The organism is Nocardia fusca NBRC 14340 (assembly GCF_001618425.1).
In the GTDB taxonomy this organism is placed as follows: Bacteria; Actinomycetota; Actinomycetes; order Mycobacteriales; family Mycobacteriaceae; genus Nocardia; species Nocardia fusca.
On record NZ_BDCU01000018.1, the window covers coordinates 83,107 to 109,629 of the forward strand.

24 protein-coding genes are annotated in these 26,523 nt (G+C 66.1%); 19 read left to right on the forward strand and 5 right to left on the reverse strand.

Annotated elements, in window-relative coordinates; all coding sequences use genetic code 11:
* Positions 1–300 precede the first annotated feature (300 nt).
* Both NF4_RS09795 and NF4_RS09800 read left to right on the forward strand, forming a co-directional pair.
* Positions 301–1,089, forward strand: a complete 789-nt coding sequence (locus NF4_RS09795; RefSeq protein WP_063126982.1) for a sigma-70 family RNA polymerase sigma factor — start codon at positions 301–303, stop codon at positions 1,087–1,089.
* A 19-nt stretch (positions 1,090–1,108) separates the two neighbouring features.
* A complete protein-coding gene (locus NF4_RS09800) occupies positions 1,109–2,065 on the forward strand; it encodes an SDR family oxidoreductase (RefSeq protein ID WP_063127343.1) in 957 nt (318 codons plus the stop codon).
* Positions 2,066–2,104: 39 nt separating this feature from the next.
* On the opposite strand, the gene NF4_RS09805 is transcribed toward NF4_RS09800, so the two are convergent.
* Complete coding sequence (locus tag NF4_RS09805; protein WP_369690925.1) at positions 2,105–3,034, reverse strand: LysR substrate-binding domain-containing protein; 930 nt, start codon at positions 3,032–3,034, stop codon at positions 2,105–2,107.
* Between the two features lie 263 nt (positions 3,035–3,297).
* On the opposite strand from NF4_RS09805, the gene NF4_RS09810 reads away from it, so the two are divergent.
* The 6 genes from NF4_RS09810 (at position 3,298) to NF4_RS09830 (ending at position 7,980) form a co-directional block, all read left to right on the forward strand.
* Complete coding sequence (locus NF4_RS09810; RefSeq protein WP_198165281.1) at positions 3,298–4,371, forward strand: LLM class flavin-dependent oxidoreductase; 1,074 nt, start codon at positions 3,298–3,300, stop codon at positions 4,369–4,371.
* The gene (locus tag NF4_RS38535) at positions 4,368–4,574 is read left to right on the forward strand and encodes an NAD(P)-binding domain-containing protein (RefSeq protein WP_084533007.1); all 207 of its coding nucleotides are present in this window, start codon (positions 4,368–4,370) and stop codon (positions 4,572–4,574) included. Before NF4_RS09810 ends, NF4_RS38535 begins: the two co-directional genes overlap by 4 nt.
* Entirely contained in the window at positions 4,571–4,963 is a 393-nt protein-coding gene (locus NF4_RS09815) for a GNAT family N-acetyltransferase (protein ID WP_063126984.1), read from the forward strand. Before NF4_RS38535 ends, NF4_RS09815 begins: the two co-directional genes overlap by 4 nt.
* Positions 4,964–5,090: 127 nt before the next feature.
* Complete coding sequence (locus NF4_RS09820) at positions 5,091–6,377, forward strand: glutaminase (protein ID WP_063126985.1); 1,287 nt, start codon at positions 5,091–5,093, stop codon at positions 6,375–6,377.
* A gap of 137 nt (positions 6,378–6,514) precedes the next feature.
* On the forward strand, positions 6,515–6,988 hold the full coding sequence (locus NF4_RS09825) for a carboxymuconolactone decarboxylase family protein (protein ID WP_063126986.1): 474 nt from the start codon (positions 6,515–6,517) through the stop codon (positions 6,986–6,988).
* Positions 6,985–7,980 (forward strand): pirin family protein, encoded by a 996-nt coding sequence (locus tag NF4_RS09830; RefSeq protein ID WP_063126987.1) that lies wholly within the window; start codon positions 6,985–6,987, stop codon positions 7,978–7,980. The genes NF4_RS09825 and NF4_RS09830 overlap by 4 nt, the downstream gene beginning before the upstream one ends.
* A gap of 209 nt (positions 7,981–8,189) precedes the next feature.
* Here the strand turns inward: NF4_RS09830 and NF4_RS09835 are convergent, their stop codons facing one another.
* Positions 8,190–8,513: a hypothetical protein gene (locus tag NF4_RS09835; RefSeq protein ID WP_063126988.1), complete on the reverse strand. Its 324-nt coding sequence runs from the start codon at positions 8,511–8,513 to the stop codon at positions 8,190–8,192.
* Positions 8,514–8,599: 86 nt separating this feature from the next.
* Here NF4_RS09835 and NF4_RS37665 point away from each other — a divergent pair, with 86 nt between their 5' ends.
* From NF4_RS37665 to NF4_RS09850, 4 genes are all read left to right on the forward strand, one after another.
* Positions 8,600–9,247, forward strand: coding sequence for a hypothetical protein (locus NF4_RS37665; protein WP_157120120.1), 648 nt, complete (start codon positions 8,600–8,602; stop codon positions 9,245–9,247).
* Between the two features lie 774 nt (positions 9,248–10,021).
* On the forward strand, positions 10,022–10,186 hold the full coding sequence (locus NF4_RS37670) for a hypothetical protein (RefSeq protein ID WP_232330387.1): 165 nt from the start codon (positions 10,022–10,024) through the stop codon (positions 10,184–10,186).
* Between the two features lie 83 nt (positions 10,187–10,269).
* On the forward strand, positions 10,270–10,659 hold the full coding sequence (locus tag NF4_RS09845) for an MmcQ/YjbR family DNA-binding protein (RefSeq protein WP_063126990.1): 390 nt from the start codon (positions 10,270–10,272) through the stop codon (positions 10,657–10,659).
* A gap of 167 nt (positions 10,660–10,826) precedes the next feature.
* The gene (locus NF4_RS09850) at positions 10,827–11,216 is read left to right on the forward strand and encodes a hypothetical protein (RefSeq protein WP_063126991.1); all 390 of its coding nucleotides are present in this window, start codon (positions 10,827–10,829) and stop codon (positions 11,214–11,216) included.
* A 35-nt stretch (positions 11,217–11,251) separates the two neighbouring features.
* Here the strand turns inward: NF4_RS09850 and NF4_RS09855 are convergent, their stop codons facing one another.
* Positions 11,252–11,515, reverse strand: a complete 264-nt coding sequence (locus NF4_RS09855; protein WP_157120122.1) for a hypothetical protein — start codon at positions 11,513–11,515, stop codon at positions 11,252–11,254.
* A gap of 188 nt (positions 11,516–11,703) precedes the next feature.
* On the reverse strand, positions 11,704–12,372 hold the full coding sequence (locus tag NF4_RS09860; RefSeq protein ID WP_232330388.1) for a hypothetical protein: 669 nt from the start codon (positions 12,370–12,372) through the stop codon (positions 11,704–11,706).
* A 1,151-nt stretch (positions 12,373–13,523) separates the two neighbouring features.
* Here NF4_RS09860 and NF4_RS09865 point away from each other — a divergent pair.
* From NF4_RS09865 to NF4_RS09885, 5 genes are all read left to right on the forward strand, one after another.
* Entirely contained in the window at positions 13,524–14,417 is an 894-nt protein-coding gene (locus NF4_RS09865) for a hypothetical protein (protein WP_157120126.1), read from the forward strand.
* A 453-nt stretch (positions 14,418–14,870) separates the two neighbouring features.
* Entirely contained in the window at positions 14,871–15,761 is an 891-nt protein-coding gene (locus NF4_RS09870; protein WP_157120128.1) for a Tle-like phospholipase domain-containing protein, read from the forward strand.
* Positions 15,762–15,927: 166 nt separating this feature from the next.
* Positions 15,928–16,350 carry a hypothetical protein gene (locus NF4_RS09875; RefSeq protein WP_063126996.1) on the forward strand — a complete coding sequence of 141 codons (423 nt, stop codon included), beginning with the start codon at positions 15,928–15,930 and terminating at the stop codon, positions 16,348–16,350.
* 227 nt (positions 16,351–16,577) lie between these two features.
* Positions 16,578–18,200 (forward strand): outer membrane protein assembly factor BamB family protein, encoded by a 1,623-nt coding sequence (locus NF4_RS09880; protein WP_063126997.1) that lies wholly within the window; start codon positions 16,578–16,580, stop codon positions 18,198–18,200.
* Between the two features lie 346 nt (positions 18,201–18,546).
* The gene (locus tag NF4_RS09885; protein ID WP_157120130.1) at positions 18,547–23,487 is read left to right on the forward strand and encodes a hypothetical protein; all 4,941 of its coding nucleotides are present in this window, start codon (positions 18,547–18,549) and stop codon (positions 23,485–23,487) included.
* Here NF4_RS09885 and NF4_RS09890 read toward each other — a convergent pair.
* Entirely contained in the window at positions 23,484–23,795 is a 312-nt protein-coding gene (locus NF4_RS09890; RefSeq protein ID WP_157120132.1) for a hypothetical protein, read from the reverse strand. The genes NF4_RS09885 and NF4_RS09890 overlap by 4 nt on opposite strands.
* A gap of 847 nt (positions 23,796–24,642) precedes the next feature.
* Here NF4_RS09890 and NF4_RS09900 point away from each other — a divergent pair.
* Both NF4_RS09900 and NF4_RS36410 read left to right on the forward strand, forming a co-directional pair.
* Complete coding sequence (locus NF4_RS09900; RefSeq protein WP_232330389.1) at positions 24,643–24,828, forward strand: hypothetical protein; 186 nt, start codon at positions 24,643–24,645, stop codon at positions 24,826–24,828.
* 457 nt (positions 24,829–25,285) lie between these two features.
* Positions 25,286–26,338 carry a zeta toxin family protein gene (locus NF4_RS36410; RefSeq protein WP_084533008.1) on the forward strand — a complete coding sequence of 351 codons (1,053 nt, stop codon included), beginning with the start codon at positions 25,286–25,288 and terminating at the stop codon, positions 26,336–26,338.
* Positions 26,339–26,523 lie beyond the last annotated feature (185 nt).

Genomic DNA, 26,523 nt, shown 5'->3' on the forward strand with positions numbered 1-26,523 from the left:
CCCGCTCATGATGTCACCCGCACGGGTGCGGTCCGCAGCATAACTCTCGGTCGGCGTCCTGCAACCCTGCAGTTCAGATCTCGACAGCGGCTATCGGCGCCGCCTGTCTACACCGGTGGCCGGGGAAAGAACCCAGGGGGCACGTGTCCCTGGCTGCGCTTCACCAGGGGTTCGCCCGGGATCACCAAGGGCGCGATCAGCACCCGTGCCGGGCGACGGTGGATATGTGGCCCATCCGGGGTCGCCTATTCGATCGCCGATCCGAGTGGCGGTCGAGGTCCGCACGAAAGGACGTCCGCCATGCACTCGACGAGCATTACCAACGTCATATCCGAGCCGGACCAGACGCGTCCCTCGTCATCGGAGGTCGCCGGGTACGTGGCAGACTTCCAGGGCGCCCGACCCCGTCTTTTCGGGATCGCCTACCGAATGCTGGGCCGGGCGGCCGACGCCGAGGACATCGTCCAGGACGTCTGGCTCCGCTGGCAGGGCGCAGACCGGACACAGGTGCGCGATCGGATCGCATTCCTTGTGACGATCACGACCCGGGTCACGCTGAACGCGACCAGCTCGGCCCGCGCACGCCACGAAGTTCTGGTCGATCGCTGGCCCCCGGAAGAGTTACCCACCTCCGACGACCCGTCACTGACGACCGAGCGGGCGGCGGATATCGAGCACGCCGTCCTGCTCCTGCTGCAGCGGTTGACGCCCACCGAACGCGCTGTCTTCGTGCTCCGCGAGGCTTTCGCCTATCCGTTCCGCGATGTTGCCGACCGGTTCGGGATATCCGAAACGAACGCCCGCCAACTCTGCCATCGGGCTCGCGCCCGCCTCGCTGGGCCACGGCACGAGCACGAGCCTGTCTCTCGCGCGGACCAGGACCGATTGCTGCGGGCCTTCCTCGACGCCGCGCAGCACGGCGCCATGGCCCACCTCGAGCGTCTGCTCACAGCTGACGTGCGCTCCGATTCCGCACGTCGCCGAAGACGACAGCAGATGAACCCGTCGTGTGGCCAGAAGGGTCAGGCGGGCGAGGCATTCCCGCGTCCGTCACAAAGTCCGAGTGCCGCGCTGTCCAAGTTGTCATGACCCAGTGGAAGGAGCGGATATGAAACGTCCGATCCCGATCATGTCCGTACCGCGGCTGACCGGAAAGCGCGCGATCGTCACGGGAGCGAGCGACGGTGTGGGCCTCGCGCTTGCGACGCGTCTGGCACAGGCGGGCGCGGAACTTGTCCTGCCGGTAAGGAACCAGGAGAAGGGTAGGTCCGCAGTCGACGCAATCCGGACTGCGGCTCCCGAGGCCGAGGTAACACTCGAGGCCCTCGATCTCGCATCACTCGGTTCGGTCGCCGAGCTGACCCGCCGCCTCCTGGCCGACCGACGACCCCTACATCTGCTCGTGAACAACGCGGGGGTCATGGCACCTGCGACCCGCCAACTCACCCAGGACGGTCACGAGCTTCAGTTCGGCACCAATCACCTCGGACACTTCGCTCTGACTGCGGGCCTGTTTCCGCTGCTGCGCGCGGGCGAAGCCAGGGTCACCACCGTTACCAGCAGCGCTGCCCGGTTCGGCACGTTCGACTGGAACGACCTCCAGTCCGAGCGAAGCTACTCCCCGGCGCGTTCATACGGTATCTCCAAGCTCGCAAATCTACTCTTTGCACTCGAACTCGATCGGCGGAGCGCCCAGGCCGGTTGGGGTATCACCAGCACGGCGGCCCATCCGGGAACGACCCTCACCAACCTCTACTCAGCCGGGCCCAACCTGGGCCGTACCCGGCTATCACCGCAGGCAGCGGTGATAGGCAAGCTGAAGCGGTGGGGTCTTTTCGTCCACGGAGTAGATGAGGGCGTTCAACCGATTCTCTACGCGGCCACCGGCAGTGAATCGCACGGTGGAGGCTTCTACGGCCCGAACGGTATCGGAGAATTCACCGGCAGACCCACCGAACTACATGTCTATCGATCCGCACGGGACGCCGAAGCCGCGGCAAAGTTATGGGCAGTGTCCGAGCAGTTGACCCGCATGAGCTTCGAGAGCCCGGTGACGGGCGGATAGCTGCTACTGTGCCGCGTCGGTGCGTGGGCGGCTCAGGCATTACGTGAGGGGGTGGCGTAGCCATCCGTTTCGTTCCGCGCATCGCCGGGCGGTGGCGAGGACACTGGCGATGGCGGGCGAGGGATCGTTCGCGGGCCACAGCATCGAGAGTTCTGCCGGGATCGGCGGATCGACGACGTCGCGAAGAAGAATGCCGGTGCCGGCCTTCGCGGCGTGCTCAGCGAACGATGCAGGGGCCAAGCTGACCTCGCGCCCGCTCGAGAGCCGGGCGAGCATGGCATTCACCGGCGGTTCCTCGAATGCGCGAATTTCGGGTGAGAAGCCCGCTTCGTGGCATGCGGCGATGATGCCGTCGTAGTACGCCGGGGCGAGGCGGCGAGGGAACAGCAGCAGTGTCTCGTCGCGAAGGGCTGTCACCGGGATCGTCGGTGCGGCAGCGAGACGGTGACGAGTGCCCAGGAGCGCGGAAACGGGCTCTTTGCGGAGGATCTCGCCGCCTACGCCGTCGATGGGCTGTGGTGAAAGGGCGAGACCGATGTCCAGGTCGCCGGCACAGAGGCGTTCGGGAATCTCGGCGCTGAAGAGTTCTCGCGCGTCGACGGTGAGGCCGGGGTGGTCGTCATGGAGAGCATTCAGCAGGGTGGTGAGCATGTCGAAGCCGGTGACCGGGGTATAGCCCAGCCGAATCGTCGTGGCGATCCCTGATCCGGCCAGTCGCGTGAGCTGTATGGCTTGTTCCAGCGCGGCCAGCGCTGTCGGCGCCTCGCGAGCCAGCGTCCGACCTGCGGCGGTGAGCTGCACCCGACGGTTCGAACGCACGAACAGTGGGGTTCCGAGCGTCTCCTCGAGCTTGCGGATCTGATGACTCAGGGACGGCTGGGCGATGTAGAGACGCGTGGCCGCGCGGCCGAAGTGGAGTTCTTCGGCCACGGCCATGAAGTAACGGAGGACGCGGGGGCTGATATCGATAGACGGATCCTATCGTTTCGCATCCGAACAAGTCTTGGACGCCTGCCGGACGGCCGCCGTACGGTCGTTTCCAGGCCGGGGAGACGTTCCGACCTGCCCGTCGAACCTGGTCGGAGCCGGTCTCTGTTCGTGTCACCGGCCCCTATTGCATATCGGCCCGGCGAGGAGAGAAGCATGAACATCCCCTTGATCGGACGAGGCAACATTCCCTCATGACCTCGCACCGTCACACACAGACACAACGAACGCCCTGAGAGAGTTACATGATGGATGTATCGCAGATCGAGTTCGGTATCGACAGCTTCGGCGATCGGCCCCGCAACGACCGGGGTGAGATCGTCTCGCACGCGCAGGCGATCCGCGCCGCGGTGACCGAGGCAGTTCTGGCCGATCAGGTCGGCATCGATGTGATCGCACTGGGTGAGCACCACCGGCCGGAGTACGCGATCTCCAGCCCGGAAACGGTGCTGGCCGGGATCGCGACCGCCACGAAGCGCATCCGGCTCGCCTCGGGGGTGACGGTGCTGTCCTCGGACGACCCGGTGCGGGTGTTCCAACGTTTTGCCACCGTGGACGCGCTCTCCAGCGGCCGTGCCGAGGTGATCCTCGGACGGGGTTCGTTCACCGAGTCGTTCCCGCTGTTCGGGTACGACCTGAAGGATTACGAGGTGCTGTTCGAGGAGAAGATCGATCTGTTCCACCGGCTCTTGGACGAGACGCCGGTCACCTGGGAGGGCACCACCCGTGCCGCCCTGCGCGATGCGGATGTGTACCCGAAGACCGAATCGGGACGTCTCGCTACGTGGGTCGGGGTCGGCGGTACACCTGAGTCGGTGCTACGCACTGCCCGCTACGGGTTCCGGCTCATGCTTGCCGTCATCGGCGGCGCCCCCGGCCGGTTCGCTCCCTATGTAGATCTTTACCGGCGGGCGAGTCAGGAGTTCGGCACGCCCGCGCGGCCGGTCGGGGTGCACTCGCCCGGTTTCGTCGCCGCCACCGACGAGGAGGCCAAGGAGCTGCTCTATCCCGGGTACCGGGAGATCCGTGACCGCATCGGTGCGTTGCGCGGCTGGCCACCGCTGCGCCGGGAAGAATTCGACACCGAGGTCGAACACGGGTCACTGTATGTCGGCTCGGTCGAGACGGTAGCGAACAAGATCGCCCAGGCGATCCGGGTGCTGGATGTGGGCCGGTTCGACATGATCTACTCCGCCGCCGGCACCGTCTCCGCGGCTGCCCGGCTACGGTCGGTCGAGCTGTACGGCACTGCGGTCATCCCCCGGGTCCGCGAGCTGCTGGCCGAACAGCCCACTGCCACCCTGGGGGTGGCACGATGACCAGCCCTGTCACCACCATCGGGATCCTGGGGGCGGGGAAACTCGGCACCGTCTCGGCGCGCCCGGCGGTCGCCGCCGGCTATCGGGTCCTGGCCTCCGGATCCGGTGACCATCCGGTCTGTTCCCGCTTCCCACACGACGGCCCGGCAAAGGGGCACGTGGCCCGAGCCGCGACGCCGTCTCACGAAAGGACACCCAGATGACCGAGGGCTTGATCGACAACACCGGTGCGTCCGTGACGGTCGAACTCGATATCGCCGACCCCATCAGCTCCTATACCGTGAGCCTCGCCGAGGGACCACCCGTCGGCAGGGCCGATTTCATCGACTCACCCGGAGCAGCCGCCGACCGGATCTTTTTCCACACCGAAGTAGATCAGGAGTTCGGCGGACGGGGTCTGGCCGGGCTGCTGGTGCGGGCGGCGCTGGCAGACAGCATCAGCAAGAACCTCACCGTCGTACCGGTGTGCCCACTGTTCGCTCGCCATCTGCGAACACATGGCGATGAATTCGTCGCGAACGGCGGTGTGTTCCGCCTGCCGACACCTACCGACATCGCCCTGGTCACGCGCGCTACCCGGAGCGGGGCATGATATCCGCCGGCGTTACGCATCGACGGGATGATTCGGTGCGGCGTCGACAAACATCAGGACGGCGCACCACGAGCTCGGCGCCGACGTCACAGCGCAGGAGGTTGCACATCTGCAGGGAGGAGCACGAATGCGGTCGGTCGTTCCCGACTACCTGACCGAGGCGCTCGGAGATGTGGAGTCGGACACCTCCGGAGAACCGGCGGGCTATATCCCCGAGCTCGCGGCGGCGGACCCCGAACGTCTCGGCGCGGTCTTCGCCACTGTTGACGGCCAGGTCTACGGTGCCGGCGATATCGATACCGAGTTCACGATCCAATCGATCTCCAAGCCGTTCACCTACGCGATGGCACTGGCTGATCGTGGCTTCGACCCTGTGCTCGCCAAAGTCGGTGTCGAGCCATCAGGAGAGGCGTTCAACCAGATCTCCCTCGAAAGCGATACCGGACGCCCCTACAATCCCATGATCAACGCCGGCGCGATCACCACGCATTCGCTGGCCGGCTCGGCGGAACTGACTCCGGTGGAGCGCGTGGAGCGCGTGGTCCACGGCCTTTCGGCGTTTGCCGGTCGTCGGCTCACGATCGACGAGGCGGTGTGCGCGTCGGAGCTGGAGCACGCGCACCGCAACCTGGCCATCGCGCATATGCTCCGCGGCCACAACATCCTCACCGAGGACCCGAGGACCGTCGTCGACGGCTACACCCGCCAGTGCTCCGTGCTCGTCACCACGCGGGATCTGGCCGTGATGGTCGCGACGTTGGCCAACCGCGGGATCAATCCTGTCTCGGGTGAGCGGGTGATACCCGAACCGGTGGTGCGTCAGGTGCTGAGCGTCATGTTCACCTGCGGAATGTACGACGCGGCCGGTGACTGGGCGACCCAGGTCGGCATTCCGGCGAAAAGCGGCGTGGCCGGGGGCCTGATCGGCGCGCTTCCCGGCCAGATCGGCATCGCCACCTTCTCGCCACGGCTGGACCCCCACGGGAACAGCGTTCGCGGGGTGTCACTGTTCGAACGATTCTCCTCCGATATGGGTCTGCACGTGATGGAGGTCCCGGCCGCTGCGCGCGCGGTCGTGCGATCCAACCACGTCGTCGGCCGTGGACCGGACGCGATCCGGGTCCTGCAACTGCAGGGCGGGATCGGCTTTGCCGCAGCCGAGAGAATAGTCCGAGAGGCAGTGGACACTGCGCCCGCAGAAGCCGAGGTGGCTTTGGACCTCACGATGGTCTATTCGATCGACGATGTGGGCCGGCGCATGCTGCTGGAGGTCGTGCGTCGGCTCACGCTGGATGGTCACGAGGTCTATCTCGTCGACCCGGAAGCGATCATGCCGGATCCCGATCCCGGCGATGGTGGCCGAATCACGGTCGTAGGAGATATTGAACAAGTCGTGAATTCGCGCATACGGTAGCCCGGCGGCAGCCGGCGCAGCGCCGGCCGGCGGGCCATCGGCGGCGGCGCAGGCGGTCGGCGAGGCCTGTTCGGTCGAGATAGACGACTCGAGAGCGGAAGACGGGTGTGCGCTGTCCCCGCGGAAATGGAGACACGATGCGTCCGTCCTTGGACAGGGTGATGCCCGAGGCGTGGAAGGCTGCGAACGCGTTCGCGTCGGCGATTCGCGAGGCGGCGTTGCAGCGGGGACTCTCGATCCAGGAGTCCGAGTTGATCAAGCTGCGTGCGTCGCAAATCAACGCGTGCGCGTTCTGCGTGGATCTGCATTCGCGCGAGGCGAGACGGGCCGGGATAGCGCAGCAGAAGCTGGACTTGCTGCCGGTATGGCGGGAGGCCGGATTGTTCGATGATCGGCAACGGGCGGTGCTCGCCGTCGCCGAAGCCGCCACACTGCTCCCCACCACCGAAGACTCGGATGCCGATCTCGCAGGCGCCCGATCGGTTCTCGGCGAGGAGGCATTCGTTGCGGCCGAGTGGGTGGCGGTCACGATCAACGCGTTCAACCGGATCTCGATCCTCAGCGAGCATTCGGTGCGTCCCCGCGATACCGAAGGGAAGATCATCCGATGACCGACTTCGACACACGCCCCGAGATGAGAGTCCTGGATCATGGGCAGCCGTGTACGGCGATAGAGGTCCTCGAGCCGCGCCTCGTGCCCCTCGGCGGCGTGCGGGAGATGACCGTGTACCGGACCCTCCCGCAGCGGCAGAGGTCGCTGGTGGGGGCGTGGTGCTTTCTGGATCACTACGGTCCCGACGATGTCTCGGTGACCGGTGGTATGCGGATGCCGCGGCACCCGCACACCGGGCTCGCGACGGTGTCCTGGCTGTTCACCGGGCGCGTCCAGCATCTCGACTCCGGCGGCAACGCGGCCGCGGTCGTGCCGGGAGAGCTCAACCTGATGATCGCGGGCCGTGGCATCACCCATCAGGAGATCAGCGACCCCGAGACGAGCACCCTGCACGGCGTGCAGCTGTGGTACGCGCTGCCGGACGAGACGCGTTTCAGTGAGAACGCGTTCGCGCACTACGCGCCCGAGCCGGTGACACTTCCCGGCGCCACGGCGCGCGTGTTCCTCGGCGCGCTCCTCGGATCGGTCTCTCCGGTCGATACGCGGACACCCGACCTGCTCGGTGCCGAACTGATACTCGACCCCGGTGCCTCGGTACGGCTCACCGTGCGGGCCGACTTCGAGCACGCCGTCCTCGCCGAGAGCGGCGCGGTCACGGTGAACTCGGCTGGTGTCGGCCATCGATCGCTCGCCTACATACCGCCCGGATCCGGGACGTTGGTCATCACCGCAGGCGACGCCGAAGCCCGCGTCATCCTGCTGGGCGGCGTCCCGTTGGGGGAGCGGATCGTGATGTGGTGGAACTTCATCGGCCGCGATCACGACGAGATCGTCGAGTACCGGCGCCGCTACCAGGCCGAACTCGGCTTCGAACCTGCCGACCCGGAAGATGCCGGCAAGCCTGCCCTGTTCGGCGAGTTCCCGCCCGGCCAGCTGCCGCCATTGCCGGCTCCGCCGCTGCCGAACTCCAGGCTCCTCCCGCGCGAGTAGCGTGCGGGAGCAGCCCGACGACCATGCCGAACACCTGTTCTCGCTGGGCCGGACGTCGTTGGCGCCCCGGGCGACGTGCAGCGGGGTGCGGATCTTGTCGACCACGGTGATCGGGGAGCGGGTCAGCATATCGGCTTCCTGCTCGGGGATGTCGGGGTCGCCGACAGATCACCTCGCCGAGTTCGGAAACCGCGCGTCTGCGGGGCTCCTCATCGGCCGCCTGGAGCTCCGGGTTCCGGAGTTTCGGACGGGCCGCTCATACGGTCGGTGTTCTGGTCCAGCTTGCCGGCCACTCCCCGGCTCATAACAATGGCCTGGGACAGGATTTCCCGGCCGTCCGCGAAAGCGCTGTTCACTCTGTCCAGTGCATAGGCCTCGAGCGATTTGCCGCTGGGTGGTGCGGTTCCCGCGTCCTTGTTGACCGTTTCGATGAGCCGGCTCACCGCCAGCCGACCCTGTTCATCGATCTTATCGACACCTGCCGTGACGAGATCCAGTACTTGGCGATCAAGGCGCACGAAACCGTCGATCATGGTATTGAACTGTGCGACTTTCTTGGCGTACTCGTGGATGCCGGCGGATTCCTCCGCGGAAACGCGGGTCGGCAGTGTGACTGCCGGTGTGGTCGGCCGATTTCCGGTACCGAAACAGCGCCACACATCGCACAGGTAGGAGGGAGCTTCCGATACATGTCGCCGACAGTGCCGCCGAGTTCGGCGGGCATCTGCAGACTCCGCATTTCCACCGGGCAGCCCCCGTTGCCGATATCGATCGTCACGACGGTCGGCATCTTGCCCTGATCAGTGGCCCAGAACCCCGCGAACCCGGCGGTCACTGCGGGAATGATGCCCGCGTCGTGCCGACCTGTTGTCCGCAGCACCGTTTCGGCGGCCTCGAGCCCGAATTTCTGCAAACCGCCGGTCAGGCCACCGCCGGTACCGTCGACGGCAGCTTTGGCCAACCGCGGCGCCAGGAGTTTCATACCCGCCCGCGCCAATTCACCGCCGGCCCATCCGCCGCCGGCCGCACCGATTGCCGCGACACCCGCTTCCGTAAGCACACCGCTCATATCTCGGCCGTCCATTGCCGCACCGACACCGGCCAAAGTGCCCGAGAGCACTGCGGAACCGACGAATCCGGCCGGCGTGAACCCGCCGACGAGCCCGCCGACCAGAGCGCCGGCGTCTGCATACGAGTAACCAAGAATTCCCGGCACCCGCCTATATTAAGATCCGATAATCCGCCGGGCGGCAGTGCTTTTCGGTGAACCGCAGGTCACCGGCAATTTCAGTGACTTTTTTCCAGATAGTGGGAACGACAGAGCTCGCCGCCGGCCGAGATCATCGGCTGACTGTGCAAAGGGCGTCCGGTCAAGGACGGCGTTGCTTCTCCGAGCGACTCGTTCTCGGTGGGATCTGCTCCGCTGTGGCATTCGCGGGCTCGAGCTTCGAATGGCCCGACCAGCTGGTTTTCCGCGCCTGAAATCCGTCGCAGATATCGGGCGAGAGAGTCGAGGATCTCCCCGGCGGTCTTGCGCCGGACGAACGGACGCGGGTTGGTGTTCCACTGGTCGACCGACCGTCGATTTCGACAACCCGGACCGCTCGGCCATCGAGGACCGCGACCAGTGCGTGGCATCGGAGGGCATTTGTTCGAGGGTCGACCCGACCACCTACTGCACCTGTTCCAGCAGGATCAACGACGGTCGACCCGCCACGGCTCATCGGCGGACCAGCAAGCTAGTCCTGATCGAATGGATCGTCGGCCGGCACGCCGATCGAAGGGGGCCGAGGCGGGGGTTCGTTTCCGCTGTCGCCCGGCGGTGGCGGCGGGGCCTTACCCGCATCGGATCGGGTGTCTTTCGACGGGTCGTCCGAAGGGCGCGGGTCGTCTGCGCCCTTGGCGGGATCATCGCCCCTCCCGAGCGACGGCGGCGGCGGCCCCGCTTCCGGCCAGCGGATCCCGTCCGGCGGAATGGATACGCCTCCTCGACGAGCGATTCGACCTCCCGACGGGTTCGACCCGGCCAACTACTGGCAGGATGTTCGTCGGCGCCGACGGCATCATGCGCGCCGGAGACCTCGTTCCGTACTCGGTGATGCCGGGCGCCGGTATCCTGGCCGATCTCTATGCCACGGCCGATCTCGCGATGAGGGTGACTCCCGACCCGGAGATCAACGTCCCGGTGTTCCGGCCCAATCGATGAGGGAAAATCGAACCCTCGGAATCGCATCACCACGCTGATTCAGTGTGCCGATCCGCAATTTGTGAACCGGAGAGGGCGGTTGTATGCAGGGAACGAAACAGCAAGAGCGGGCGGCGGCGAGGGCGCAAGAGCTACCCGGCGCAAGTCTGGAGCACCCGTTCGGTGCGGACTGGGACGTCTTCAAGGTCCGTGGAAAGGTCTTCATGCTACTCACGCAAGTGACCGGTGAGCCCATGGTGATCTTGAAAGCCGAGCCCGGCGAGGCGAAGGCGCTGCGGGAGTCCTTCGAACACATCACACCGGGTTATCACATGAACAAACAGCACTGGATCACGTTGACCCCGGGTGGTGACATCGACGCAACGCTTGTCGACGACCTGGTGACAGAATCGTATCTGCTGGTCGTGGAAAAGCTGCCGAAGGACCAGCAGCCGGTGGACCCGAACCGATTCGGGCCCCACTGCATCCCGTGACCATTCACCCGCGAATTGGCGGAGGGTCTCATCACCGGCTCCTACGAGCTCGTTGTCGAGAACGTTCTCGAGCCAAGCGCCTCTTCGGCCGACTGTGACCCAACCCGGGGCCATCCATGCGCAGAAACCGGGTTGCCGAGCACACGCCGGGATCATACGGTCTCGCCGTGAAAGTCTGGACGGAGCGCCCTGCCGAGATCGACGTCGAAGCGGTCGTCAGCCGCTACTTCAGCCTGCTCCGAGCTGGGAAGATCCCTGAGGCCGAACAGCTCGTCGACCATACGCCGGTCCGGCATGTGCTCAAGAGTCTGTGGTCCGGCTCGGTCGGTGCGAGCGCCGATGACGAGGCGGATCGCCGCCTCGCTGCCGGCGAGTGGGAACAGGATTTGTCTTGGCTCGCCGAACTCGATCCCGGGGACTTCCACTGGGGCCCTACCGGCAGCCATGTGAACGTCGAGATCATCTACCGCGCGCAGATAATCGCGGTGTCATTGAGCTTTTGGGTCAAGCCTACCGACGCCGGCTGGGTTGTCGCCGGACCGTCCACCCTTTGGTAGGCGGGAGCCGCGCGCGGGCTTCGAGTCGGCGAACCTCACTCGACCACCAGCCGGTCGGCGAGGTCGGCCGGGGTGTCCGGGGGCAACGTGACGCTTTCGAGCAGCCACCGTAGCGTAGGCACGTCCTGCGGGTCGACGGGCACCGCGTCGTCGACCAAGGCGCTCACGAGGTCGACGGAGGCCAGCGAGAGCTCGCCCACCAGCACCGTCGTGCGCAGCGAATCCACCTTCCCTGGAGGGAGCGCGGGCACGTACTTCCGCACCTGCTCCACCAGCGTGGAACGATAATCTTTCGGCACTCTGTTCCTCGCTCTCTCCCCGGCGGGGCGCCCAGTGGCGGCCCGAGACGCCCGAGGGGAAGCGGGTCGTGTCACGCCGCCGCGAAACCCGATGGAAACGAATTCACATGCAACCAGATGGATCGACCCGATGTCCACATCGTGATCAAGGAATTTTGGTTACCCGAACCCGGGTGCCCGTGGCAGTATCAGTCGTAGAATTCGCCCTGCACCGGCAGGTAGGTGGGCCGCTCATCGGGGCGGATGATCGGGCGGCCGCCCCACGCCGCGCCGGTGATCATTTTCTCGCACTGTATCTCGGCGAGTCGCTCCGCGGACCAGTCGGCGCCGTCCCGTGAATACCCCATCGATTGCAGGTTCCTACTGAACTCTCTCGGGTCCACTCTCTCCAGCGTGTCGACCAACGCCGCGTCGAGCGGTCGATTCAGGTTGTCCGCCACAAAGCCGGAGATGATGATGTTCCCGTTCTCGAACGGCACACGCTCCTGCATGATGATTTCGTTGTCGGTCGCGGCTATTTTCCCGAGCGGATGCACCCGCGCCAGGGCGTTGTCCGATGTTCGATCGGCGTGGGCCATGATGTAGTCGAAGGCACCGATCTCCTGGCCCGCGGCACTCCTGGTGCCATCGGACCCACCATGGTTCAGGACATATTCCTGAAACGATCCTTTCCCCAGCGGTCCGGTAAAAACTATGGTGGGTGGGACCACCGTCAACCCCAGCAGGAGATTCGCCTCGTATGCACGCGCTTCGTTCTCGGTGTACTTCTCGTTGGCGCGCCATTTATAGATTCCGACAGGTTTGCTGTCGTAGGCAACGAGAAATACATTGTTGTGGCGCCGATCGGTGAACCGCAACCGCCCCAAGGGGGGCATATTGTGGATACCGACCGGCCGGGTCGGATCGAATACCGGTGCGGCCGAAGTCCGGTTGCGCATTGCGACGCCGTTCCCGGGGCCGAACTCTGTCCGGCTTCCCCTCGCGTCCGATTCGTGCACAACCTTGTCCAACTTGTGCAGGCCCCGCGCGCTGGAACGCGCGTCGCTCGCCAGCACAGCCGCCCCTCGACCGAGGTGCAGCGTCAGCGTGTCCGGGAGCAGCTGACACATTCGGGTGAGTTTCGAAGAGTCGAACACTCGGTTACCACACCGCCTTTATAGGTCCTGCGTCCACAGCGCGGGGCCGCGATACTTCTGCGCGCGGAGACGGCGCCGACCGTGCCGTGCGCCCATATCGATCGATGCCGTTCGCAATGGCCGCCGGCAACTCTTCCGGGGGAAGATTCATCAGCCGATGGACACCCAGATCGTGTCACCGGAGGCTGGACACCAGAGCCGGTGTCGGTTCGGGCCGGTGCCGCGGTGGTGGTGCGGAAGCGGTCATCGCGGACAGCCTTTCGACGGAGAGGGCAATAGGTAGGTTAACCACCGGTTCGCCGCCGGAAAATATGTCGAAGGGACATAATCGGCGGTGAGCTTTGGGCAATTTGCACAAGCCCGGGCCCTGTCCGGCGAGGCGGTCGATGCGGATCCGTGGGCGGGTGCCGAGTCCGCCGCGGTTACCGAATCGATCCGGATCATTTCGGGCAGCCCGGTGTGCACAGTGCACAATCGCGGGCTGGAATTGTGGCTCTCCGGGACGTATCGGCATCCGTGCGTTTCCGTTAGCCTCGGAATGCCCTGGTGCGGAGGCCAACGACATCGCGGCTCGGACCGGCACAGTCTTTTCTCACGCTGTGCTGTTCGCTGCCCTGGACTACTCGCTACCTCCTTCGATACGAACCCTCCGAGGGGTCGAGGGAAGCGATGAGTGGGTGGACCGGATCGGCGACGGTGGCGCGTGGGGTATCCCGGTGAAGGTGACCACTTGTCCGCGAGCGGGACGGTACGTCCGGTTCCGGGCCGGTTCTCGATGTGGGGAACACCGCGGCGGCGGCCGCCGTGGTTTCCGTGGGTCCGGAGGCTGGTCGGCTGGGTGTTCTGGAATGTGGTCGAAAGGGATCGAACGGATGGGTGCGGCACCGGTGGTGCGGATACTGGTCGGAGTCGCCGGGCGCAGCCTGTCGGTGATGGTGGGCATGGTCGCCGGGGCGCGCGATGCGTTCGACGAGCGGTTCCGGGATACCGAGACCGGCTGGCAGCCGCTGGCACTCGGGGTGAGCGGTGGGGCGATCGGCGCCGTCGCGGCCGCGACGGGTATGCGGCGTGAACAGCTGCGACAGCTCGCCGTCGAGCACCCCGAGAGCATGGTCATGGGGAAACGCAACTTCGGGTCGATGCTGCGAAACCGGGTCCTCTATCCCCATGCGCGGGTTCACGACCTCGCCCGGGCGATAGCCGGTGACCGGACGTTCGCTGATTTCCGGTTGTCCGACCCGACCGATCCCACTGCTTCCTCGCTGCTGATTCCGGTCTATTCGGCGCGCTTCGGAAACCTGTTGCTGCCGCGGGATCTGCCGAAACTCGGACGCACCGATATGCCGCTGGTAGAAGCGCTGGTCGCCGCGACCCGGATACCGGGGATGCTTCCGGCGGCCGCGGGGCTCGACGATGTCTACGACGGTGGGTGCGAATACCGTGTACCTCACGAGGTTTTCGCACCGCACCCCTCGGTGATCCTGGACCTGTACGGCCCGGAGCCGCACGACAGCCGAGGCGGCCTGCTTTTCCCGTTACTCGGGTCCGGCCTACCCGCTGTCCGACATCGCCCACGGCCCTTCCAGGACCCTCGCCTACGGGAATCGACGATCTTCGCCGGAATGCCCTACGGGTCGGCACTGGGAGCCCCGAGCGCTGATGCGGGCGAACTGTTCGATCGAGGTTACGAGATCGCGGTGAGGTGGCTTCGAGCCCGTTCCCCCGAACAGATCCGGTCACTGACCGCCGCCGTTCCCACGAGCTGACAACGGCGCACCGGTGCCACACACAGCGAGCCGGGGACCCGGAAGCGCACGCTCGGCTACCGGCTTTCGCGAACACTGCCGACTGCCCCGGGCCGGGAAGCCGACGCCGCACGCCGATATCCGCCGGCTCGGGGGCGATACCGACCGGCCCGGAACGGCCCTACGGCGGTGACACCACCGACGAGACGGTTCGTCGAGCTGGCCGGTCGAGTGAGCAGTGTGCTGCGCGGGGCCGGCGGGGGCCTCAACGGGCGGATGCGCTCGATGGCCAGGACGATCGAGAACGGGACCGATGAGATCGAGCGGGCCGGTCGGCCGGCCGCGGCGGATAGCCAACGCTCCGGGCCCGGCGGACGGGATAGCCGCGGTGCCGGCAGCGGATCTCGACACGCGAGGGGAGGCACCTTCGCGGCGACCATGCGCTCACCGAGGGCGCAACGGACCGATTGGTCCTTGGCGAAGTTGGCCGACGATGTGTACTTCCCGACCCGATCCGGCCACAGTATCGACGGATTCGTCCGACTCGACAGTGCGGAGCTGGAGAATCTGGGAATACCGCCGAACGCGACCAATGATGCGCGCAGTGGCCTCACCAGCGTCATCTACCGGGATGATCGAGGTCGTCACGTGCTGGCGTTCGCGGGTACTTTCCGCACCAGCCTGCGAAGCTGGCATACCAATTTCTCCCAGGGTATGGGCCTACCCGCGCGTCAATACGTTCTGGCCGGACGCCTCGGCAAATTGGCGCGCGTGGCATTCGGCGACGAACTGGTGATCACTGGTCATTCGCTCGGAGGTGGACTCGCCACGGCGGCGGCACTCAAATCGGGCGCGCCCGCAGTGATATTCAACGGCGCCGGGTTGGCCGATCAGACGATTCGTGGTCTGGGCCTCGACCCGCCTGCGGCGAGAGAATATGCCGCCGCCGGGAACATCCGCAGCTACGTGGTCGCCGGTGACCCGCTGACGATCTTTCAGGAGACGAACCGTGTGCACCGCTCGGTGATCGGTGGAGTCGCCGGTGGTCTTGCCGGGTCCGCGCTCGGTGGCGCGCTCGGCAGTGCGATCGGTGGCAACACCGCCCGGATAGCCGGAACGGTGGCCGGGCGCACCGTCGGTGGTGCCGTCGGTGCGGCGATAGGTGGTGCGGCCGGCGCGACGAGCACCGCGAGCGGGCTCGCTCAGGTGCAGCGCGTGCTCGGCGCGAAAATCGACCTGCCCGATCCGCTGCCGGACGATTACAGTGGCGGACGACTGACCCGGGCGATCGAACTGCACGAGATGAGCGGCGTGAGCAAGGCCCTCGCCAGCGCGCGACCGTGGTCCGGTCCGTCGGGCGGCTGAGCACTCGGAAACGACCCGCACCGAACCGAAGGACCCTCGCGATGGCAACACCGTTCGACGGAACCGCCGCCCAGGCGCCGCCGCGGCGATCACGGCCCGCGACGACGGGCGTCTTGCGCGAACAAAGCTTCCTCCGAGCGCTTCTGCGCAGCGCCGGGATAGCAGTATGACCTCGCCCGTGCTCCCCGAACGCCGGCTCGACCACCTGATCACCGATGCCGGAACAGGGCAGGTCAGGCGGAGCACCGAGTACAGCGGTGTGGTGTGGATCGGTGGCCGGCCACCGACCGGGGGCATATTCTTCGGCCGCAGTGTCTCGGCCTCGAAGCCCCGGGTGGCATCGGTGTTCGTGCCTGATTCGCTGCCTTACCTCGATGCCGAGGCGGCGGTCGTCACGCATACGTGGATATCGAGTGGTCCGGGGGATCCGAACCCCTTCATCGTCGGCGCCCGGGCCGAGCTGGTGCCGGACCCACGGGATCCTCGACTGTGCTGGGTACAACTCACCGTCCGCATCGCCGGTAGTGTTCCCGCCGGTATCGGCTACCGCATCGTTGTGGAGGCCGACCCCGGCATGATCGGCCGGTAGAGCGGACTCCCCGAAAGGCGGGTTACGGCCGTTGGTACCGGTGCGTGCAATGCGGTTTCGAATGGGCGGAAGCCGGGCGGAACGGTCTGCCGCTCGGTCGGGAGAGTCCGGGGCCGACGCAGATAACAATTCCGACAATTCGTCCTGGGCCTGAAAATCCCCGGCCTCAGGAGTGGGAAGATTCCATCACCGAAACGGAAAGACCCTGGCATGGAGGGACTTTGGCAATGATCTTCGCGGCTTGGGCGTTCGGACTGCGGAAGGCATCATTTTTGCGGTTACCGATCCTTGTTGCCGCGGCGATCCTGCTGTTGCCGAACTCCAGCGTCGTGAGCGCCGCGCCACCTGTCGGCACCGATGGTGATTGGCCGATGTGGCAGTTCGACCTTGCCGGTTCCCGGCACAATCCACACGAGACCGCTCTCACGCCGACCACAGTGTCCTCGTTGCAGCTGAAGTGGGCGTTCGCGTTCCCCGACTCGATCGCCGCTTCCAGCCAGCCGGCAGTCGTGGACGGAACCGTTTACGTCGGTGGCCGCAACGGTACGTTCTATGCGCTGGATGCGACCACCGGTGCGACCCGGTGGTCGTTCCGAGCCGAGACGCCCCTCGGCGGAAATCTCCCGACGTACGGGCTGCGCAACGGGCCCGCGGTCGTCGATGGAACGGTCTATTTCGGCGACAACTCGGCCAGGATGTGGGCCCTCGACGCGCAGACCGGTGCCCAGCGGTGGGTCCGTCAACTGGACAACCATCGTTACGCGATCATCACCGGTTCGCCCCTCGTGTTCGACGGTCACGTCTATGTCGGTGTGTCCAGTCAAGAGCTGGGTACCGCCACCAGCGACCTGTACCCGTGTTGCACCTTCCGGGGAAGTGTTGTGGCGCTCGACGCCGCGACCGGTAACGTGCAATGGCAGCACTACACGATCCCGCCACCGGAGCCGACCCCCAGTGGGTCGCCGCCGTTTGCCCCCAGCGGTGCGCCGGTGTGGTCGTCACCCACGATCCACCCGGAATCGCGCACGCTGTACTACACCGCGGGCAACCCCTACACGGGCCGGCCCGAGGGTGCGGAAGCGATCGGCGCGCTGGACATCGACACCGGAACCGTCCGGTGGGTCCGCCGGATGACTCCCGGGGAAGCGCCCTGGAACGGCCGCTGCACCTACCCGCCGCCGGGCGGCAACTGCCCGGAGCCCGGTCACGATTTCGACTTCGGTTCGCAGCCGAACATTTTCGAGATAGGTGACCGCTTGGTCGTCGGCGCGGGCCAGAAGAGCGGTGTCTACCACCTGCTCGACGCCGTCACCGGCGAGATCGTCTGGCAGACCAGGTTGAACACGCCGGTGCCGGTGCTGCCCATCCCGGGCTCGGAGTCACTGCAAGGCATCCAATGGGGTGCCAGCTATGACGGCCACCGCCTGTATGTTGCCACTTATCAGGGCACGCCGGGCACACTTTTCGCGTTGCACCCGGCGACCGGCGAGGTCATCTGGAGCACGCCGAACCCCGCCCACGGTTGCCTGTTCGATCCACCGCCGATACCGATGCTCCCGCTGTGCCAGCTCGCCATGCCGAACGCCGTCTCGTCGACACCCGGCCTGGTCTACGAGGGCAGTCTGGACGGCAAGATGCGCGTTTTCTCCGCCGAGACCGGTGCCATCCTCTGGGAATACAACACGGCACGGCACTTCCACACCGTGAACGGGGTGCCGGGCGTCGGCGGCGGTATCAACGGCCATGGCGCCGTCGTCGCGAACGGCATGCTGTTCACCAATTCCGGTTACGGCCGGCAGATCACCACCGGTATGCCGGGCAATGTCCTGTTGGCCTTCGGTCTGCCCTGACCTGCGTGTGCCGGGTCCAGGATCAGGCTGCGCGGTGTGCTCGCCGGTGGCCATGCTGTACGGGATCTTCACCGCCACGCCTTGTCGGAACAGATCGCGACCAGGACTTCGAGGAGGGGACCGAGGCGTTCGAATTCCCCGGCACTTCGCGCGTCCCTCACCCGCGGTCAGCACCCGGATCGGCGGCCACCGACCCCTGCCCGGGCACTGGAAGCTGCTGACCGATGAGGTCACCATGCCACCCTCCGCGTAGCAGCCCGGTGGGGGTTCTCAGTGATGGGCGCCCGGGACGAGGTGTGAGACCTTGTGCTCTGCCGGTGTCGAGTCTGTTGTCGCGTTGATGGTCATGTTCGAGGTGAGTCGGTTGGTCGCGCTGCCGGAGGGCTTTCCGCTGGGGGTGTGTGAAGCGGTACTGGGTCCGTTTCCGCGAGGCAATCCGGAGGCGTTGCGAGCGGGGGGCGATGCCTGGGAGCGGGCGGCACGAAGGTGTCGTTCGGAGGCCGAGGAGCTCGCGGGCGTGGCATCGTCCGTGCCGGGGTGTTTATCCGGTGACGCAGCCGTCGAGGCGCAGCGGGTCCTGGACGGGTCGGCGGACCGGAAACGGGATCTGGCTGTGTTCTGCGCGAGCAAGGTGGTGGAGTGCCGCGAGACGGCCAATGCCATCGAGCTGGGGCAGTTCACGTGGATCGTCATGGGTTCGGCGCTGGTGGTGGAGTTGCTGGCGTCGCTGGCGATGCCGGTGGGCGGGATGGCTGCGGCAGCCGGGGCGCGGGCGGCTGCGCGGAAAGGATGGCAACTGGCGTGGGCGCAGTTGATCGAGTCGGTGATCGCGCTGTGTGCCCGGTTGTCGGCATCGCGCGCGGCGTTGGTCGGCCAGGGGATCGTGGTGGGTGGAGTATTCGCCGGTGGCGTCACCTGGGGCGGGCAGGTCTGGCAGCAGCACCGAGGGGATCGGGACACGATCGACTGGGAAACGGTGACGGTGTCCGGTGCCGGGGGAGCGGCCGGCGGTGTGGGTGCGGGAGTGCTGTACACGCGGCCGGTGGCGGGGGCGTTGGCGCGGTTGCAGGCGGCAGGGACACGGGGAGCGAACGCCGTGGCGATGCTGTTGGCCGGTGGTGCGGCCGGGGTGGCCGGCGGTGCGACGGGCACGTTGGGGGGCGCGGTGGCCGCGAGTGCGTACAGTGGGGACCTCGCGATGCCCGATGGGTCGGAGTTCTATCTGGGCGCGGTCAGCGGCGCTTTGGAGGGTTTGCTTTCCGGGGGTGTCCACACTCTCGGCCATTCGGCTACCCCACCGCCTCCACCGGCCGGGCTGTTCGGCCGCCCTGCCCGGTCTCCGAAACCGAGTGACCTGGCGGCGATCTTCGCCCGGGACATGAACGCGCGCGCATCGGGTCCGTCCGGTCGTGCCGACCTACCCGGTATCACCGCGGCCGGCTCTGCACACCCCTCGTCCCGTCCCGGCGACAGGCCGCCGGCCGCCCCGGTGAGTTCGGTGAAACCTGGTGCGAATTCGGTCGTCGAGGCAGCAGGAACCGCGACCGATCCCGATCCCGATCCCGCCGCAGCATCGACCGAGCATCTTCCACCCAGCGACAGATCGGCATCGAATCCGAGTCCCGATCTCACTGCCCCGGGCGTCCCGGCAGTAGCCGGCACCACCGCCTATACGGGTATCGACTCACAGCCCGGCCCCATCACACACGGTGCCCCGGCGGACCACTCGGACACCGTCCCCCGGTGCTCGACCGGCCCCGCCGCCGACGAAGACGACGCATCCGCCATCACCGCGGTCCCGGCATCCCACGGCCCGGCTACCACCCCAACGGCCCTTGTCACCGACTGGGCAACCCACACCACCGGCAATGCCGCCGCCACGGAACGCTCCACCGCATCCACCCCACCCGATCCACCCGTCGAAACCTCGGCCACACCGTTTTCCTCTGGTGCCCACAACCGTCCTGAACCGCAACCGAACATTCCGTGGACGCGCACCACCGAATACTCCACCCCACCACGGCTTCCCACGCCAGAACACACTCCCTCGCCCTGGCAAGCCCAGCGCAACCTGCCCCTGGAACCGGGACCCTCCGCACCCCCCACGAGCACCGTCACCCACCCCCCGACCGCGACAGCCACACCTACCGGCGCTCCCTCGCCACACCTCCCACCCGGCACCATCCGCAACACTCCGGCCCGTACCGGCCACCCCTCGGCTCCACACAACCTCACCAGCACACCGGACAACCCGCCACACCAGGCCATCGACACCCCGATCACCACGCCGCCCCACCTCGCCGGTCCCGGGCACCCACCCGGACCGATCCCGTACCCGGCCGTGCTCACCGGATTCGGGAGCTCCACCGACGGCGATCACGCCGGCCCCGCCGCCGTGACCCCGGATGGATCACGGCTGCTGCCGGATGTAGGTAGCAGTGCGGGATTGCTCGGAGTACCGGGCAGTGACGACTGGACTTCGTTGGATCCGGAGGGTGTGGCCGTCGAGTTGCGCAGGCAGTTGCTCGAAACCACCGGGTCGGATATTCCGGTGCTCGGTTTCGATCCGGATTCGGTGGATCCGGAGGTCGCGCGAGAATATGCCCGCGTGGTGGTGGACAATTTCGCCGGAGCACCACACGTTGTGTTGGACTCCATCGAGATCGGGCCGATCGACGACGGGAAGCCCGAGCTGGTCCCGGCCGAAGTGCAGTATCGTCCGGTGACTGCGGCGGACGGCGCGGTGCGGTTCACTCGGCATCTGGTTCTGGATCAGCTGTTCGCCGCGGATCCCGGGAAGATACGGCGTCTGGTAGAGGCGAACGCCGAACTACACCATTTCGCGGACAGTGCTCGGATCCGACCCCTGTACGCCGTCATTTCCCATGACTTCGGGCATCTGCTGGACCGCACCGGGAAGACCTCCGCACGAGAGCTCGCCGACAACGCGATCACCAGATCGGCGTGGCAGCGGTCCCTCTGGGCCCGTGCTGCGCTCCGCCTCGAGGTGCTATTGGCGCGGGATGTGCTCACCACGACCATCCGGGACAGCGCGGCCCCCGGCTCCGGTGCGCGGCTGCTCACCGATCAGGTCGCGTATCTGCCGGGGACGCCGGACCGTATCGTGGTGGCCGCCTTTGTGAACGGGCACGCCGGAGCGCTGGACGCGGCCCGCCGAGATCCGGATGTGGCCGCGATTCTGGAGCGCAGCGATATCGAAACGGAGTATCGCCGCCTCGATAGTTATGTCGATCGCTATGGGGGCGGAGACCGATACGGCGTCCGGGCCACCATCGATTCGGCCGGGGTGGTGCGAGCCGAGATCCGGACCGGGGACAACACCCCACAGGGTGTTGATATGTTCAGCGACGTCCTGCGTAACCTCGGTCATCTGGCCACCGAATTCCGGGTCGAGGCGATCGCGGCCGATGCCATCGCCGATGATCTGCCGGGCCACCACGGGGATGGCACACCGACACCGCTGGTCACCCGCGACGGAGCAGTGGATACCGCCATATCCCGGCTCGCGGCCCAGCACGGATTCACCCGGATCGACGGTTGGGGCGAATCGGCCGGGCAGCCCGGGGGACGTCGGTCTACCGCAGTACGTTTTCTGCGTCCGGAGGAACCGGGAGCGGTCGACGCCGAGCCGGTCGCCGGGCCCGAGCGAACGATGGTCCTACCGGATGACTCGAATGCTCGGAGACCGGGCGCCGCTCCTGCCGGACCGGCGAACCCGGCGGGGGAGCGTGATGACGGTGATCCGGTCTCCGGGCAGGCACCGCCTCGCGTGCGGGGGACGAGGGATATCGACGAGCCGCCCGTGGCCCGTCGGGAAGGTGAAGCGGGCGCCCCGATACCCCGGGAAAGCCCGGCGGCCGACAAGCGAGGGTGGCGGCAGCGGCGTGTACAGGATGAGTCCGAGTTGGCGCGAGTGCTCTATCACCGACCGGAGACCAGGCAAGCCGTAATCGCCGTGATCGATCGGTTGCGCGTGGTCCTTTCCGGCCTACATCCGCAAGCGACTCGCGAGCAGATCGACAATGCCTTCTACACGCCCGAGGAAACGATTTCGGGAGGCATGGTTTTGCGCTCTGTGCCGTTGGACGAGTTGCGGCGCGACGGCAACCTGCGCGAACTGATGGCCGCGGTGCAGAACGCGATGTGGCGAAACCGGGATATTCCCCACCCGTCGGGCACCACCTTGGACGACGGTCTGGCGAGGTTGCTGAACCGGCCGGACTGGGCGGAGCAAGCAGAGCGGCTGGGACTGAAAGTCGACGCGCTGGCCCGGGTGCGCGCATCGATCACCGGCGGCGACCCGAGCGCGGTGATCGCCGCACAAGAGCTCCGCTTTGTACGCCATGCCATGAGCGACCCCGGGCAGCATGCGATCAGTGAGGAAATCATCCACAGCGGGGCGATCAGGGGGCCTCGTGACACACTCGAGCAAAGACGCCGGAGCCTCACTGTTCAGGACTGGAGCCTGCTCGGTATGCCGTTGTCGATCCGGGAACTGGAAGCGATCCCCGGCGGGCTGGTGGCGCTCCGGAAAACCCGGCTCGACCCGCACGGGCTGCTACCGCGGGACAACCGAGGCCGAGTCGATGTGACAGCGCTGGAAACGCAGCTGGCCGCCGAGGACCGCGCATTTCGCCATGCCCTTCCGCTCTACCGGTACGACGAACGCGGCCGCCGGGTGCGAGATGAGTCGGGGCACGCTGTCGTGGACGGCATTTTGGTATACCACGAGGAAGGAACAGTCGACGCCGCCACCGCATTGCGACTCGATCCGCACCGGTTTGCTGTTCCGCTGCCATGGTCGCCGGGTGCGGTACGGTTCGAGTTCGACAAGCACGGTGAGTGGTTCCGCCGGACCGCAGTGGAGCGTGGGGTTCCCGCCGGGTCCGGGGTTTCGGGAACTGCGGCGAGGATCGCGTCTCGATTCAACTGGATTATGCCGCACAGTGTTCCGAAGCAGGACTTCGCAGGAGCGATTCTCGCCCTCCTGCTACCGCTGCACCATTCTCTCTACGAAACAGTCCGGGGAATGCAGATGGTCGGAACATCGGTGGTGGATCCGGCGGTCTTCCGAGCCTCGGACAGTATGGTCGCAGATCTGTACAGAGCGGTGTTCGACCGGTTCGGTATCTCGGCGCCGGATGAGTCGTCAGGGAAACAGATCACCGAGCTCATCGGCATCTCGGAAGCGACCGGATCACCGTCGGCGAACACACCGGACGCCACGACGGAGCCGGCCCCTCCGGATCCCGGCGAACCGGGCTAGAACGCATTATCGATCTCCGCAGGGGCCGCGCCGGGATGCAGCGCGGTAAGAACTTCACGCAGCCGATCGAGCATCGCGACCGCGGCCTGCCTGCTCTCCGGCCGGTGATACAGCACACGCGCCAGCTCGATCTCATCTCGCAGACGCAGCAGCCGCCAACCGGAGAACACGAAGGCCGGCGGGATGGTGCCGCGTTCGGTGTCATTGGACGAGCTGCGGCGCGAGGGGAACCTGCGTGAATTGATGGCCGCGGTGTACAACGCCATGCTGCGCAGCGGTGAGCTTGCCGGGAATCCCTCGACGACCACGCTGGACGACGGTGTGGCCGCGTTGCTGAACGAGAAGAACTGGGCCGAGAAAGCACAACGGCACGGGCTGGATGTCGACGCTCTGGGTCAGGTGCGCACATGGGTCACCGGCGACGACCCCCGGCAGACGATAGGAAAAAACGATATCCGTGATGTGCGGAACACCGTCCGATATCCCGGTGACCGCGATATCGCTGACGAACGCACCCTGAGCAGCGCGGATGAACGAGAGCGCGACCCGCGGGAGCAGATACGGCGGGGACTCACCGTCCAGGACTGGGCGCTGCTGGGGATGCCGTTGTCACCGCGGGAGTTGGCGGCGATTCCCGGTGAGCTGGTTGCGCTGCGCAAGTCCCGGCTCGATCCCGGCCGGGTGCTGCCGCGTGACGGCCGGGGGGCGCGTCGATGCGGACGCGCTGGAGAGCGAGCTCGCGGCGGAGGACGAGACATTCCGTTTCGCTGTTCCGCTGTACGAGTACGACGACATCGGTCGTCGGATGCGGGATGCAGATGTCGGGTCTGCGACTTGTGGACGACGCGGTGTTGCGGTCGCCCGGCGGGTCGGTCGGTGAGCTGTACCGAGCGGTGTTCGAGCTGTTCGGTGTTCCCGCGCCGGAGGGTTCGGCGCGAGTCGCCCCGCTTGCCGCGGGGAGCATCGGTGAGAAACCGGCCGAACCACACGCGGCCCCTGCGGCCAGCGGGGAAGTTCGCCGACCCGGTGGAGAAAGTCATCGATTCGAGGAGGAATGATGCGGCTCGGTCACCCGACCCGTGAGGAACTCGTCCAGAACTTCGACGCCGAACTGGCTTCGGTGCGCAATGTGGTGGGCTTCGTTCGGAAACCGGCTTGGACTCGGAAACCGATGCGACGTTGTGGGCGATTGCCCGGGCGTACCCGAACGTCTCCGATGAACTGGTGGTGGCGGCGAAGGAGGCCTGCGCCGGTCAGTTCGACGGTAGTAATGCCCGGCGCCGGCGGGAGGATCTGGCGCGCCGGATCGAGGAGATGCGCCGTATCCGGGACGGCGCGTGACCAGCACACCCGGGCTCTCGATCGCAACTGATGTCTCTGTGGAGCCAGTGCTTCGAGTGGCGCCGTAGCTCCGGCTGTCGCTGACGGGGTTCGCCTCGGTGCGCTCGTCGAGGGCGGAGACTGGTTCGCCGACTGCCCGGTGGTGCCGGACTTCGACGGTGTCCGGTGGAGGTTTGCCATGCGACGCTCGACGAACTCTCCCGTTCGTCGGCCAGGAACTGCGCGAGGTAGCGCTGCTCGAGTGGCGGCCGGCGGAGCCTGACCTTGCAGCTGGAGCCGTGGAGTTCGCCTTCCCTGGGGACTGTCTGCGCATCATCGCAATGTTGTGCAATTAATACAAGAAATGTTCTCATAATGTGCACTGCGCACAATTTCATGTAGATATTCGACGGCTTCGTCACTCGCAAAGCCTTGATCGTTTAGAGTGATTTAGAGCTATGAGAATCCTGCAGAACGGATGGCCGACCCGATGTTAGGATTCGCCAGCGCAAGCGGGCCGGCGCGTGCACTGCAGGGGCTCACCGGGCGGCTGTGCGATGTCGTGGATCTGAGCGCCCGCGCCGCATCGGGAGCGTCGCGTCGGTCGGCCGAGAATTCGAACGAGGCTGCCGAAGAATTCGAGCTGAGGAGTCATCGAATTCAGTCGATTTTCGACGAGGAAATCATGCCGGCGCTCCTTGTCGACCTGCCGATGCGTCCGCTGAAAAAGGTGGAAGAACCCGTATTGTATGTGGTCGGTGGGCAGCCCGGTGCCGGAAAATCCACGCTGGTGGACAGTATTCGCGATCGACTGTCCGACGTGGGTGGCGCGGCAGTAATTCAGGCCGATGAGCTGGAAAAATTCCATCCGGCGTATTCGCGCCTTTATCGGGAAGACGATTTTACGGCACACGACTATCTGTATCCAACGGCGCAGAAGCTACGCGATGTATTCGAGGATTTTCTGATACCCCGGCCGTATAATGTACTGTTAGAGGGTGGTAATACGGATCCCCGAGGCACACTCGCTCGAATTCAAAGGATAGGGGAAAGCCGCACTCGGACACATATGGAAGTAATAGCCCTACCGAGGGAGCAGAGTGACCTGGCAAGGCTGGAACGTTTTGTGAACGGTCGGGAAACCGATGGATTCGGCCGCTATGTCACCCGGCAGACTCACGACAGGCTGTATCTCGGCTCTTCGGAATTGGTCCGACTGGTCGAATCGGAAAGTCCGGTTCCGGTGGATTCATTGCGAATTCGCACCCGCGCCGAAATCCTTTACGAAAACCACCGGATGTCCGATGGGCAGTGGCATGACCAGCCGCGGGCTTGGACGGCGTTGGAGGACGAAAGAAATCGGGAGTGGACAAGAGAAGAACGCAGGACATTCGAGGACCGAGTCACCAGGTTGAGTGAGCTGGTGGCCTCGAAGACAAGCCAGGACCCTGCCCGCTGGGCGCCACTGGTGGCCGAGATCGACGGGCTGCGAGTCCTTGCGGAGCCCAAGTTGTTTGGGCTTGCGACGTAGGGACGACGACCGGTCGGCGTCATTCTCTCGGCCCCGGCAACCTGCTGTGGGGGTGTGCTCGGGTACTGACGATCATGGGCTGTGCCGGTAGTATCCGGAGGTCGCCGGTCCGGTGGACATTCGCACAGCTATAGCTGCAACTTGACCAGTACTTTCGATGCCCACCGATGGATTTCTCCGCTGGA

Excerpts from the sequence above, each read along its gene's own strand:
- NF4_RS09795 (WP_063126982.1), top strand. The coding sequence starts at position 301 with ATGCACTCGACGAGCATTACCAACGTCATATCCGAGCCGGACCAGACG.
- NF4_RS09800 (WP_063127343.1), top strand. The coding sequence starts at position 1,109 with ATGAAACGTCCGATCCCGATCATGTCCGTACCGCGGCTGACCGGAAAG.
- NF4_RS09810 (WP_198165281.1), top strand. The coding sequence starts at position 3,298 with ATGATGGATGTATCGCAGATCGAGTTCGGTATCGACAGCTTCGGCGAT.
- NF4_RS38535 (WP_084533007.1), top strand. The coding sequence starts at position 4,368 with ATGACCAGCCCTGTCACCACCATCGGGATCCTGGGGGCGGGGAAACTC.
- NF4_RS09815 (WP_063126984.1), top strand. The coding sequence starts at position 4,571 with ATGACCGAGGGCTTGATCGACAACACCGGTGCGTCCGTGACGGTCGAA.
- NF4_RS09820 (WP_063126985.1), top strand. The coding sequence starts at position 5,091 with ATGCGGTCGGTCGTTCCCGACTACCTGACCGAGGCGCTCGGAGATGTG.
- NF4_RS09825 (WP_063126986.1), top strand. The coding sequence starts at position 6,515 with ATGCGTCCGTCCTTGGACAGGGTGATGCCCGAGGCGTGGAAGGCTGCG.
- NF4_RS09830 (WP_063126987.1), top strand. The coding sequence starts at position 6,985 with ATGACCGACTTCGACACACGCCCCGAGATGAGAGTCCTGGATCATGGG.
- NF4_RS09835 (WP_063126988.1), bottom strand. The coding sequence starts at position 8,513 with ATGATCGACGGTTTCGTGCGCCTTGATCGCCAAGTACTGGATCTCGTC.
- NF4_RS37670 (WP_232330387.1), top strand. The coding sequence starts at position 10,022 with ATGTTCGTCGGCGCCGACGGCATCATGCGCGCCGGAGACCTCGTTCCG.
- NF4_RS09845 (WP_063126990.1), top strand. The coding sequence starts at position 10,270 with ATGCAGGGAACGAAACAGCAAGAGCGGGCGGCGGCGAGGGCGCAAGAG.
- NF4_RS09865 (WP_157120126.1), top strand. The coding sequence starts at position 13,524 with ATGGGTGCGGCACCGGTGGTGCGGATACTGGTCGGAGTCGCCGGGCGC.
- NF4_RS09875 (WP_063126996.1), top strand. The coding sequence starts at position 15,928 with ATGACCTCGCCCGTGCTCCCCGAACGCCGGCTCGACCACCTGATCACC.
- NF4_RS09880 (WP_063126997.1), top strand. The coding sequence starts at position 16,578 with ATGATCTTCGCGGCTTGGGCGTTCGGACTGCGGAAGGCATCATTTTTG.
- NF4_RS09885 (WP_157120130.1), top strand. The coding sequence starts at position 18,547 with ATGTTCGAGGTGAGTCGGTTGGTCGCGCTGCCGGAGGGCTTTCCGCTG.
- NF4_RS36410 (WP_084533008.1), top strand. The coding sequence starts at position 25,286 with ATGGCCGACCCGATGTTAGGATTCGCCAGCGCAAGCGGGCCGGCGCGT.